Annotated in this window: 10 protein-coding genes; 5 read left to right on the top strand and 5 right to left on the bottom strand. The window is 51.7% G+C overall.

The window, feature by feature from the left end:
- Nucleotides 1-86 precede the first annotated feature (86 nt).
- The 3 genes from VA597_RS13250 to metE form a co-directional block, all read right to left on the bottom strand.
- Nucleotides 87-239, bottom strand: a complete 153-nt coding sequence (locus tag VA597_RS13250) for a YezD family protein (RefSeq protein ID WP_128744325.1) — start codon at nt 237-239, stop codon at nt 87-89.
- A 439-nt stretch (nt 240-678) separates the two neighbouring features.
- The gene (gene metF / locus VA597_RS13245; protein WP_128743271.1) at nt 679-1554 is read right to left on the bottom strand and encodes a methylenetetrahydrofolate reductase [NAD(P)H]; all 876 of its coding nucleotides are present in this window, start codon (nt 1552-1554) and stop codon (nt 679-681) included.
- Entirely contained in the window at nt 1554-3824 is a 2271-nt protein-coding gene (gene metE / locus VA597_RS13240; protein ID WP_326974749.1) for a 5-methyltetrahydropteroyltriglutamate--homocysteine S-methyltransferase, read from the bottom strand. Before metE ends, metF begins: the two co-directional genes overlap by 1 nt.
- Before the next feature lie 548 nt (nt 3825-4372).
- On the opposite strand from metE, the gene VA597_RS13235 reads away from it, so the two are divergent.
- Complete coding sequence (locus VA597_RS13235) at nt 4373-5659, top strand: O-acetylhomoserine aminocarboxypropyltransferase/cysteine synthase family protein (protein ID WP_128743267.1); 1287 nt, start codon at nt 4373-4375, stop codon at nt 5657-5659.
- A 129-nt stretch (nt 5660-5788) separates the two neighbouring features.
- On the opposite strand, the gene VA597_RS13230 is transcribed toward VA597_RS13235, so the two are convergent.
- Nucleotides 5789-6229 (bottom strand): RrF2 family transcriptional regulator, encoded by a 441-nt coding sequence (locus VA597_RS13230; protein ID WP_128743265.1) that lies wholly within the window; start codon nt 6227-6229, stop codon nt 5789-5791.
- A 150-nt stretch (nt 6230-6379) separates the two neighbouring features.
- Between VA597_RS13230 and VA597_RS13225 the strand changes: the two genes are divergently transcribed.
- The 4 genes from VA597_RS13225 to VA597_RS13210 all read left to right on the top strand — a co-directional run bounded on the left by VA597_RS13225 (nt 6380) and on the right by VA597_RS13210 (nt 10284).
- The gene (locus VA597_RS13225; protein ID WP_128743263.1) at nt 6380-7573 is read left to right on the top strand and encodes a trans-sulfuration enzyme family protein; all 1194 of its coding nucleotides are present in this window, start codon (nt 6380-6382) and stop codon (nt 7571-7573) included.
- An 88-nt stretch (nt 7574-7661) separates the two neighbouring features.
- The gene (locus tag VA597_RS13220; RefSeq protein WP_128743262.1) at nt 7662-8675 is read left to right on the top strand and encodes a methionine ABC transporter ATP-binding protein; all 1014 of its coding nucleotides are present in this window, start codon (nt 7662-7664) and stop codon (nt 8673-8675) included.
- On the top strand, nt 8665-9324 hold the full coding sequence (locus tag VA597_RS13215) for a methionine ABC transporter permease (protein WP_128743260.1): 660 nt from the start codon (nt 8665-8667) through the stop codon (nt 9322-9324). Before VA597_RS13220 ends, VA597_RS13215 begins: the two co-directional genes overlap by 11 nt.
- A gap of 33 nt (nt 9325-9357) precedes the next feature.
- Nucleotides 9358-10284 (top strand): MetQ/NlpA family ABC transporter substrate-binding protein, encoded by a 927-nt coding sequence (locus VA597_RS13210; protein WP_128743258.1) that lies wholly within the window; start codon nt 9358-9360, stop codon nt 10282-10284.
- A 304-nt stretch (nt 10285-10588) separates the two neighbouring features.
- Here the strand turns inward: VA597_RS13210 and VA597_RS13205 are convergent, their stop codons facing one another.
- Nucleotides 10589-11854, bottom strand: a complete 1266-nt coding sequence (locus VA597_RS13205) for a YibE/F family protein (protein WP_164919070.1) — start codon at nt 11852-11854, stop codon at nt 10589-10591.
- Nucleotides 11855-11947 lie beyond the last annotated feature (93 nt).

Genomic DNA, 11947 nt, shown 5'->3' with positions numbered 1-11947 from the left:
TCCAAGTTGAAAATAAAAATGGCCAGGCCAGGCGTTTTTCAGCCCAACCCGACCTCCGGTTTTCCGGTCAGTCCGTTTCGATTTTTTTAAATAAATCTCACTTTCTCGTTTTTTTCGATCTGGACTATTTTGCCGTCCTGGATCACCACTACGATAGAACCGTATCGGATATCTTTTATGTACTCCAACAATTTTTGATAAATCTCCGCGTTATGACAACCAGTATCCTTTTCCAGCATGGCATTCACCGCCCTTTTCGAATAGCTCGGTTTCATGGATGAAAAAAAGCTCACAGGCCAATTGACCCATGAGCTTTCATATGCTTTACATCCCTGTGCGGCATACGGAATCCATCATCAATTTAACCTTGGACATAACAAGTGAAACGAATTGCCCGTTTTAGACATTCGCATACAGCACATCATGCACATCATATTGTTTTTCCGTCCTGAAACAGCAGCCATGCACTTCATCCTGTATCTCTCCTTATCCTTCCAAAGCCGTTATAAAAAATGCCGGGCAAAGTACGAGGTACCAGTGCCCGGCCTCCGGTTTTCCGGTCAGTCGTTAAAACATATTATTTATATATGCTTACATTTGAAATCGCGTTACGGCAATTATAACGGATTCGCCGATAAATGTCAAGAAAAAATTTGCGGACGGTAAAAGCTTCATCTTTTACGCTGAAATTTGATTCGCTTTCAGAAGGCTGGACACCGCTTCACTGATTTTCGACGCAACGTAGGAGTTGTTCATCGTATACAGGTGGATGCCGTCCACCCCCTGCGCGATAAGGTCCACGATCTGGTCAATGGCGTACGCGATTCCCGCGTCGCGCATCGCAGCCGGGTCGCTTCCGTACTTTTCCATGATCGTCTCGAACTTTTTCGGAAGTGCCGCTCCGCAGAGAGAAACCATTCGTTCGATCTGCTTTTTGTTCGTCACCGGCATGATCCCCGCCTGGATCGGGACGTGAATCCCTGCAATCTCGGTGCGTTCCAAAAAAGAATAAAAACAGCTGTTATCGAAAAAAAGCTGGGAAATCAGCTGATCCGTACCCGCGTCGACCTTTATTTTCAGGTTTTGAATGTCTCTGACAAGCCCTCCCGACTCAGGATGCCCTTCCGGGTAGCATGCCCCGATGACATTGAAGTTTCCGTTTTCCTTTATGAACGCAATCAGGTCGCTTGCATGTTTAAAATCCGTTTGGGGAGCGCTGTCCGGGCTGATGTCTCCTCGCAGGGCCAGAATGTTTTCAATGCCGCTTTGCTTTAAGGTTTTCAGTACTTCCAGCACATTTTCCCTGGTGAAATTGATGCATGGGAGATGGGCGACACTCTCCAAGCCGTACCGGGTCCGGATGTCGGAGGCGATTTTCACGGTCAGATCGCCGGCGCTTCCCGCCGCTCCGTAGGTGACGCTGATAAAATCGGGGGAAAGCCCGCGCATTTTCTGCAGAGCGTTATAGATAGTATCGATCGAAGCGGTCTTTTTCGGAGGGAAGACTTCAAAGGAAAACACGGTTTTCCTTTGAAACAATTCGCTGGTACGCATTACAGTTCACCTCTTGTCTCTTTGGCGGCCTGAACAAGGTGCTCAAGGCTTGATACGGTCTCACGATATCCCCGCGTTTTCAGGCCGCAGTCCGGATTGACCCAAAGCTTTTCCTTCGGAATTTTCCCCAGCATTTTATGAAGCGTGTTTCTAATTTCCGAAACCGCCGGCACTCTCGGGGAATGGATGTCGTAGACGCCCGGCCCCACTTCGGTTTTAAAGCCGCATTCGTTCAGGGCGTCGATGATAGCCAGATCGGAGCGCGAGGCTTCAAACGTGATCACGTCCGCGTCCATATTGTCAATGTCTTTTATGATATCGCCGAATTCGCTGTAGCACATGTGCGTGTGGATTTGTGTTTCCGGTTTCACGCCGCTGTGGACGAGCCGGAACGCGGGAATCGCCCAGTCGAGATATCCGCTGTGCCAATCGGCCTTTCTCAGCGGCAGCTTTTCCCGCAGGGCGGCTTCGTCGATTTGAATCATCTTGATCCCGTTCGCCTCCAGATCGAGAACCTCATCCCGGATGGCGAGCGCGATTTGAAACGCACATTCCTTTAATGAAATATCTTCTCTTGGAAAAGACCAGTTCAGTATGGTCACCGGCCCTGTCAGCATGCCCTTGACGTACTGATCCGTCAGGCTCTGCGCATATTTTGAATATTCCACCGTGATCGGATGCCGGCGTGAGACGTCTCCCCATACGATTGGCGGCTTTACGCAGCGCGTGCCATAGGACTGGACCCACGCTTTTTCGGTGAAGAGAAATCCGTTCAAGTGATCGCCGAAATATTCAACCATGTCGTTTCGCTCGAATTCGCCGTGAACAAGAACGTCCAGCCCGATTTTTTCCTGGAGCTCGATGCAGTCTTTGATCTTCTGTTTGTTGAAATCCATATACTGCTTTTCGGAAATCCGCCCTTTCTTGAAAGCGGAGCGGTTTGCGCGGACGTCGGCGGTCTGCGGGAAGGAACCGATCGTGGTTGTCGGAAGAAGCGGCAGATGAAAAAACTCGTTCTGAATCTTTTCACGTTCCGCAAAAGCGGGAAGCCTCGTGAAATCCCGCTCAGAAAGGGAGTTGATTCTTGCCCTCACGGTTTTGTCCGCGCCCTGCCGCACTTTTTTAAACAGAGCCTCATTGAAGGCATATTCATCCGTCTCCAACGGCAGGTCACAGGAAGCCAGCTTTTTCAGGTCGGCGAGTTCCCGCAGCTTTTCCACGGCAAAAGCCAGGTGCCTTTTGTATGTATTGTCAAGCTGTGTTTCATTTTCGACGGTAAACGGGACATGGAGCAGAGAGCAGGACGTCCCGAGGACGATATGGTCCGCGTGCCCTTTCAATTCACCGATTGCCGACAACGTCTTTGCGTAGTTGTTCCGCCAGATGTTCTTCCCGTTCACAAGGCCCGCAAATAAGGTCTTATGATCCGGAAAACCGTTCTCCCGGATCAGCCGGAGGCTTTCCTTTCCCTCGATAAAGTCCAGGCCGATTCCGTCGAAATCAAGCGCGGCCGCTTCCCCGTAGCAGTCCCGGATGTCCCCAAAGTAGGTCTGCAGCAAAATTTTTGCCTTCCCCTTCGCCTCCAGAATTCCCGCGTACAGTCCGCTGAAAAGGGAGACGTCTTCCGAAGTTTGATCCATCGCCAGCGACGGTTCGTCGAATTGGATCCACTCCGCGCCGGACGCCGCGAGCTTTTCGATCAGCGAGGAATAAGCCCTTACAATGCCGCCGGTAAAATCAGCGGCCCTTTTCCTGCCCGTAAATTTGGCAAGCTTCAAAAAGGTGAACGGACCGATAACGACAGGCTTTGTTAAAATGCCAAGGGCCATCGCTTCTGAAAACTCTTCAAACACCTTTGTGCCCGCGAGGCTGATTGCCGTGTCATCCTCTATTTCCGGCACCAGATAGTGATAGTTGGTGTTGAACCACTTTTTCATAGCCAGCGCTCTGACGTCTCCGTTTGAGCCCTGGTAGCCTCTCGCCATTGCGAAATATTCGTCGAGGCCGCCGAGCCCCAGCTCCCGGTATCTTTTCGGGGCCGCGTTCAGCAAAACGGCCGTATCGAGCATCCCGTCGTAAAAAGAGAAGTCGTTGGACGGAATGGAATCAAGGCCGCTGGCTTTCTGTAAGCGCCAATGCTTCTCGCGAAGCGCTTTCCCTGCCGACAATAATTCCTCCGGATCTTTTTCTCCCTTAAAATAGCTTTCCGATGCAAATTTCAGTTCCCGAAGAGAGCCGATCCTCGGAAATCCTATCACGGATGTTCTCATTGCGAAATCCCCTATTCCTATAATTATGATATGAATAATTTATATTGCATATTAAGATACCATAAAAGCGCCGCTGTAGCCAACTCAAAAATTTTATGATATTTCATAGATTCATCCTATGGGACTATCACGGACATAGAACCCGGATATCATTTGGAGCTGCCGGCCGCATGTCGTCTATGCATCCTGTCGGCCATGAAAATATTTATCTCATATTTATAGGAAAAGACCTTGACAAAAGCGGATGTTCAGAATATTATATGAATACAAAGCATATATGATAACTAGTATTAAAGGAGGAGACGGCTATGAAAGCTCTGGCTTGCAACAACGGCAAAATGGATTGCATGATGTGCGCGATGTGCATCATGTGCTGTGGCATGCCCAAAATGGAACATGACCGCTCCCTTCTGCTGTTGGAATAGATCCAGGCGCTTAAAACGCCGCATTCAAACCGACAAAAGGGCTGTCAGGTCAAAGACCTGCCGGCCTTTTTTATATCATTTCCCAAGAAATCCATGAATATTATTTTGAAAGGTTGATTGACGATGAGCGAGAGAAAATTTGGATTTGACACTCTTCAGGTACAGGCGGGGCAGAAGCCGGACCCGGCGACGGGCGCGCGCGCCGTCCCGATTTATCAGACCACATCTTATGTATTCAAGGACACCGCCGAGGCGGAAGGACGCTTCGGGCTGACGATTCCCGGCAACATCTACTCCCGCCTCACGAATCCGACGACGGACGTTTTTGAACAGCGCATCGCGGCGCTGGAAGGCGGTTCCGCGGGGCTGGGCGTCGCGTCCGGCGCGGCGGCGGTCACTTACGCCATCCTGAATATTGCCGGCGCGGGAGACGAGATCGTATCCGCCAGCACGCTGTACGGCGGCACCTACAATCTGTTCGCGCATACGCTGCCGAAATACGGCGTCAAAACAGTTTTTGTCGATCCGGAGGACGTGAGCAACTTTGAAAAGGCAATTACCCCCAGGACGAAAGCGCTCTATTACGAAACGCTCGGCAATCCGGGCATCAACGTGATCGATTTCGATGCGGTCGGTGAAATCGCGAAGAAGCACGGGATCCCGGTCATTGTGGACAACACGTTCGCGACCCCATACCTGTTCCGCCCGTTTGAGCACGGCGCGAACGTGGTCGTCCATTCCGCGACGAAGTTCATCGGCGGCCATGGTTCTTCCATCGGCGGCGTGATCGTGGACGGCGGCAACTTCGACTGGACCGGCGGAAAATTTCCGGGATTCACCGAGCCGGACAAAAGCTACCACGGGATCAGATACGCGGATCTCGGCGCGGCGGCCTTCGTGACAAAAATCCGCGCGCAGCTTCTGCGCGACACCGGCGCGACGCTTTCCGCATTCAATTCGTGGCTGTTCATCCAGAGCCTGGAGTCTCTGTCGCTCCGCGTGGCAAAGCATGTTTCCAACACGGAAAAAGTTGCGGAGTATCTCGACAGCAATCCGAAGGTCAGGGAAGTCAACTATCCGGGCCTGAAATCGAACAGATACTATGGCCTCGCAAAGAAATATTTCCCGAGGGGCGCGGGCTCCATCTTTACATTCTCGCTGAAAGGGAACGTCGATGAAGCAAAGAAGTTCATCGACAGCCTGCAGATTTTCTCTCAGCTTGCCAATGTTGCGGACGCGAAATCGCTGGTTATCCATCCGTCTACCACAACCCACCAGCAATTGACGCTGGAAGAGCAGCGCGCGGCGGGCTTCGGGCCGGAAACCATCCGCCTTTCCATCGGGGTGGAAGATCCGGACGATCTGATCTGGGATATCGGCCAGGCGCTTGATCAGGCGATTCCGGATTAAAAGGAGCAGATACTTAAAAGCGAAAGGACAGTGCAAATGAGGGGCGCCAAAGCGCTCCTCATCACTATCGGATTCCCTGTTTTACCAGCACGGAGGTGCGTTTCGGCGGCACCCCGGAAAGGCTGCCCGTTAAATGTAGTACATATATCCGGCAGGCCGCTTTTCCGCATCGCGCGCGAGATCATATAATGTGATCTTTTTCAGAGCGGTGATTAAGGCGGAATTGATAACGTCAAAGACCTTTTTCTGCATGGTCCGTTCCACCTCGGGCGCTTTATCCTCTACCGAACTCTCCGTAATTTCAAAGAGGGATGGCTCCAAAGCGGATAAGACCTCATAAACGGAGATCGCGTCCGGTGTTTTCAGAAGCCGATAACCACCGCGCGAGCCTTTTACGGAAATGACAATGTTATCCCGTTTCAACAGGGAAAAGACCTGTTCCAGGTAAATCTTTGAGATGCCGAGCTGTTCGGAAATAAAAATGACGGTAACGTTTTCCCGGCTTAAATATTTCTGTGCCATAAGGATCAGGGATGCGAGCCCATATCGTCCTTTTGTAGAAATCCTCATTTATAATCACCATAACATATATTAATACTATTTATTATATAGTATCAATCTTATTTTATTCTGTCAAGCTGAATTCGCTTTACGAATATACGGGCTTGGAGTAGAACGGCGTGCCTGTTCGATACTCAAATTAAGACAAGGAGATTTTCCATGAGTCAACGTGAATATGGTCCCGGATATGGATTCCTGACGAGAGCGGTGCATACGGGGAACGATGTCGACCGGGACACCGGCGCAATCAAGCGCCCCATCACGCTTGGGAACTGCTACGAGCTGCCCTACGATCCGAGCAGCCTGAACTGGAGCAGCGCCGACAAAGCGCTCTATACCCGCAACGGCGGCGTGAATCAGAAGTATCTTCAGGAAAAGATCGCTTCGCTGGAAGGGACGGACGACTGCGTGGTTCTTGCTTCCGGCGTATCGGCCCTTTCGGGAATATTTTTTGCCTTCCTGAACTCCGGCGACCATGTGGTATGCTCAAAAGTGACCTATATCGCCGTCTACCGGCTGCTGACGGAACACCTGAAAAACAAGTACGGAATCCAGGCCACGCTGGTGGATATGTCCGACCTGGAAGCGGTAAAAGCGGCGATCCGGCCCAATACAAAATTAATCCACATCGAAACTCCCGGAAATCCGACGATCGGCGTCAGCGATATTGCGGCGATTGCAAAAATCGCCCACGAAAACGGGATCCTGCTTTCGGTTGATAACACGTTTGCCTCTCCATACCTTCAGCGGCCGGCCGAATTGGGGGCCGATCTGACGGCGGAAAGCCTGACTAAATATATCAACGGCCACGGCGACGCGCTGGGCGGCTCCGTTTCCGGAAAAAAGGAGCTCATCGACAAAATCCGCGCGGAAGCAATGGTGAATCTCGGCGGCGCAATCAGCCCGTTCAACGCGTGGCTCATCATGCGCGGCGCGGTCACGCTGCCTCTGCGGATGCGCCAGCACAGCGAAAGCGCCCTGAAAATCGCACGGTTTCTGAAAGACGATCCGTCCGTCCGCTTCGTCGCTTATCCGGGGCTGGAAAGCGACCGCGGTCATGCGATCGCCGTAAAACAGATGAAAAAAGGCTTTTCCGGCATGATCTCCTTCGGCCTGAATGCCGATGCAGATACGCACAACCGGTTTGTGAGTTACCTGCGCGTTATTACGTCGGCGGTTTCCCTCGGGCACGACGAAAGCCTGATCGTTTTTCTCGGCCCAAACGACGAGCGGCAGTACCTTTATCCGGCAGAGTTCCACGAAGGCTTTTTCCGTTTCAGCGTGGGTCTGGAAGACACGAAAGACATTATTGGGGATATCCGGCAGGCTCTTGAAAAGACCGGCCTGAAATAAAATGATTTAAGGCGGCATACAAGGTAAAACAGGGGGGACCATTCGGAAGGTATGGCGCAAGTCCGGAAGATGAGGAGGTAAGACGCTATTGGGTCAGGCGCTGATTGAAATACACAATCTGAGCAAAACATTCCAGACAAAGGACACAGAGATTCACGCTTTGAACGACATCAGCCTCACGATTGAAAAGGGCGATATTTTCGGCATTATCGGCATGAGCGGCGCGGGGAAAAGCACCTTGGTCCGATGTATGAATATGTTGGAGAGGCCCACGCAGGGGAATGTCCTTTTTGACGGAAAAGACTTATGCAGGCTAAAGGAATCGGATTTGCGCGGCGTGCGCCGATCCATCGGAATGATTTTTCAGCAGTTCAATCTTTTAATGCAGCGTACCGCGCTCGAAAATGTCTGCTTTCCACTGGAAATCTCCGGAATCCACAAATCTGACGCGAAGAAAAAAGCGAGGGAGCTTCTTGACTTGGTGGGGCTTTCCGACAGGGTGGAATCCTACCCCACGCAACTGTCCGGGGGACAGAAGCAGCGCGTCGCCATTGCGCGGGCGCTTGCAACAAACCCAAAGGCGCTGTTGTGCGACGAGGCAACCAGCGCGCTCGATCCCGCCACCACGCAGTCGATCCTCAGCCTGCTGAAAGACATTAACGGACGGCTCGGAATTACCATTGTGATTATTACCCATGAGATGAGCGTAATTGAAAGGATCTGCAACAGGGTCGCGATCATTGACGAAAGCAGGATTGCTGAAACGGGACTGGTGGAAGACATCTTTACAAATCCAAAGACGGCCGCAGCCCACAAATTCGTTTACCCGGACGCGGGAGGCACAGCGGTAAAGATCAGCAAACGCTGTATGCGCATTGTCTTTAACGGCAATTCCTCTTTTGAACCGGTACTGGCCGGCATGGTTCTTGCCTGTAAGGCGCCTGTTAATATTCTTTATGCGGACACAAAAAACCTGAACGGCAAAGCGTTTGGGCAGATGGTCGTGCAGCTTCCGGCAGAAGAGGCGCTGGCGCGGAAAATGTTCCATTATATCCGCGCGAAAGGTCTGACCGCAGAAGAGGTGGATGATTATGTGGGATGAGTCAACCGTTTTAATGCTTCTTCAGGGCATTGGCGAATCCCTGTACATGACGCTGCTGTCAACGCTGTTTGCTTATATGATCGGCTTGCCGGTCGGCATTTTTCTGGTCACAAGTTCGAAAGACGGGCTCCACCCCTGCACAGGGCTGTTCAAAACGCTGGACGTCATTGTAAACCTGACCCGGTCCGTACCGTTTTTAATTCTCTTGGTGGCGATCATCCCATTTACCCGCCTGGTTACCGGCACCATCATCGGTTCCACGGCAACCGTGGTTCCGCTCACCTTATCCGCCGCCCCGTTTGTTGCCCGGCTTGTGGAGTCTTCGCTGAAAGAGGTCGACGCGGGCGTGGTTGAGGCGGCACAGTCCATGGGAGCTTCCAATGTTCAGATCGTATGGAAAGTCCTTCTTCCGGAGGCAAGGCCGTCTCTGCTCGTCGGCTGTGCCATTGCGGTTACGACGGTTTTAGGCTATTCCGCCATGGCGGGTTTTGTGGGCGGCGGAGGTTTGGGCACGATCGCCATCAATTATGGCTATTACCGTTACCAAAACGGAATCATGCTGATGACCGTCGTGCTTCTTGTGCTGATCGTCCAGGTCTTTCAAGGGTTCGGCATGAAAATGGCCGCGTCGTTTGACAGAAGAAAATAGTCAAATCCCATAACAAGTACTGGAGGGTAATTTATGAAAAAGAGTAAATCCGTTTCCGTTTTGCTGGCAGCACTCCTTTCCCTTAGTGCGCTGGCGGGCTGCGCGAATTCCGGCGGCGCCTCTTCCGCACAGACGGCATCTTCCCAGACGGCATCTTCCCAGACGGCATCTTCCCAGGCGGCCTCTTCAGAGGCGCCGGCGGTTTCGCCGGCAGCGTCTTCCGCTTCGGAACAAAAAAAGATCGTAGTGGGCGCTTCCCCGACTCCGCATGCCGAAATTCTGAAGGAAGCGGCAAAACTGCTGAAGGCCAAGGGGTATGACCTTGAAATCAAGGAATTCTCCGATTATGTTCTGCCGAACACCGCATTGGAAGACAAACAGCTCGATGCGAACTATTTTCAGCACCAGCCGTACCTGACCGAATTCAATAAGGAAAGGGGGACCAATATCGTGTCCGCGGGAGCGATTCACTATGAGCCGTTCGGGATTTATGCCGGCAAGACGAAAGCGCTGGCCAATCTAAAAGACGGCGCGACCGTTACGGTGCCCAATGACACTTCCAATGAAGCGAGAGCCTTGCTGCTTCTTCAGGCGAACGGTTTGATTAAGCTCAAGAGCGGGGCGGGCGTTACAGCCACGCAGAGAGACATCGTGGAAAACAAAAAGAACCTGAAGTTCCGTGAGATCGAGGCGGCTCAGCTTGTCCGATCTCTCCCGGACGTGGATATTGCGATCATCAACGGCAACTATGCTCTGGAAGGCGGGCTCAAGGTCGAAAACGCACTGGAGGTGGAAACACCGGATTCGCTGGCTGCCACCACATATGCAAACATCCTTGCGGTCCGAAAGGGCGATGAAAATCGTGAGGACATCAAAGCTCTTGTGGAAGTGCTGAAGAGCGAAGAGATTAAAACATTTATCAACGATACTTTTAAGGGAGCAGTGGTTCCGGTGAACTGAGCCGCCTTTCACAAGTATTAAAAAGGGCGAATTTCTTCCGGCCGCCGGCATCGGGCCTGAAACCGTATGAATTCTAGTTTTCTAGTGTTCATGCGGCTTTTTCATGTTTCTGGAGTATAAGATCCAGCCCCGCCGGAGGCGGGGCTTTGCTATATCGGCCGGTTGGTTTATCCGGCCGTGGCAGTCGTTCCCTGATCCCTTTCAATTCCGAAGAATGAACTCTCCCTACACGGCTGGATTTTAGGTTTGGCTGCGGACCGGAGCGGTGCGGATCCGGCTGGCCTCTTGACGGGGGAGGACCGATTCAACGATAGGGATCATAGTGACCGACATGGCTGGACTTTTTTTCGTGAACGGGGAAGTCCAAATCGCGGTTGCCATTTTGCCGACAGGACACGCGGCTCGTAAGATCTTTTTTGGCGAACGGCTGTCGTTTCTGCTTCTGGAACAGATAAGCCGATATGACCGTGGTAAACGGAATTGTGATCAGCATCCCAAGGCTGCCGATCAGGGACTGGAGAGTCTCAATGATGATTTCTTCCTTGTTCAGCAGTTGAAGAATCGGGTAATGGGACGCAGCATAGATCAGCACCGTGACAAGGCTGCTGCCGATATAGGCGAGGATCAGCGTGTTTGTCATCGTGCCCATAATATCTTTCCCTATCTTGAAGCCCGAATGGATCAGGTCTTGTTTTTTAAAATGATCGTTATTCTCCCGAATTTCTTCCAGAGATGACGCAATCGACATGGCGACGTCCATGGTCGCGCCCAACGCGCCGACCGTGACCATCGCGAACACGACCGCTTTCAGGTCGATCGGACATTGTACAAAGGTCTGCATAATCAAGGAGGTCTGATCGTTATAGGATCCGGTTAATTTCATGACCTTTCCCATGAAAATGTAGAGGAACCCTGAAAATGCCACACCGCCGGAACAGCCCAATGCAGCCGCGAGACTTTTCAGGCCGAGCCCTCCCGTAAGAGTATCAGAGACCGCGATGATATAGACGCAGATTATGACAGTCGACAGATAAACGTTGAATCCCGCCATGATGCACGGGATGAAAACGAAAAAAATTGCCATGCAGGTCAGCGCGAGGGAAAGGACGGTTTTGACTCCTTTTTTACCGCCGAAGAGGAGAATGAGTCCGGCAAAGAGGAGAGACAGCAGAAGCACTTGTCCGATTCGGTCGTAATTTTCGAATGCATACTCCGTCGAGCTTCCAGAGGACAGTATTCCAAGGACGACTTTGTCGTTGACACTGACCTGAGGAGGCATGGTCGCGTTGTTTTTGTAGCAATACTGAGTCGCCTGAACCGCAGTTCCCTTTTCTTTTCCCGCCGCGAGGATGCAGGTGAATTTGACGACGTTGGTATTGGAGTCCGTAGGGTCCGGCGTGACCGAATCGATTTTTGTAACTTTCGCAAATACCTGCTCCTTCAGTTCCGATTCATAATCCGCTACGGTGATCGGCAAAGCGTGCATGGACGCGATTCTGTTCCCGATCAACAGAAAAAACGCGGAGAATAAAAGGATTGCGAGTGTTGATTTTATTTGATTCTGTTTCACTTTCATCACATCCTTTTCATCAAATTTATGTCCGCCGGAAATAGGATATGATGGTTTGTCTCTGAAAGCCGGTTATCCGGGCCTCCGGCAAAA

The sequence above is a fragment of the Caproicibacter sp. BJN0012 genome (assembly GCF_035986805.1).
Taxonomy (GTDB): domain Bacteria; phylum Bacillota; class Clostridia; order Oscillospirales; family Acutalibacteraceae; genus Caproicibacter.
The sequence above is the reverse complement of the archived record's forward strand: the minus strand, read 5'-3'. Positions and strand labels throughout refer to the sequence as shown.

Bases quoted from the DNA above. Each gene is read 5' to 3' on its own strand.
- VA597_RS13250 (WP_128744325.1), bottom strand. From the start codon at position 239: ATGCTGGAAAAGGATACTGGTTGTCATAACGCGGAGATTTATCAAAAA.
- metF (WP_128743271.1), bottom strand. From the start codon at position 1,554: ATGCGTACCAGCGAATTGTTTCAAAGGAAAACCGTGTTTTCCTTTGAA.
- metE (WP_326974749.1), bottom strand. From the start codon at position 3,824: ATGAGAACATCCGTGATAGGATTTCCGAGGATCGGCTCTCTTCGGGAA.
- VA597_RS13235 (WP_128743267.1), top strand. From the start codon at position 4,373: ATGAGCGAGAGAAAATTTGGATTTGACACTCTTCAGGTACAGGCGGGG.
- VA597_RS13230 (WP_128743265.1), bottom strand. From the start codon at position 6,229: ATGAGGATTTCTACAAAAGGACGATATGGGCTCGCATCCCTGATCCTT.
- VA597_RS13225 (WP_128743263.1), top strand. From the start codon at position 6,380: ATGAGTCAACGTGAATATGGTCCCGGATATGGATTCCTGACGAGAGCG.
- VA597_RS13215 (WP_128743260.1), top strand. From the start codon at position 8,665: ATGTGGGATGAGTCAACCGTTTTAATGCTTCTTCAGGGCATTGGCGAA.
- VA597_RS13210 (WP_128743258.1), top strand. From the start codon at position 9,358: ATGAAAAAGAGTAAATCCGTTTCCGTTTTGCTGGCAGCACTCCTTTCC.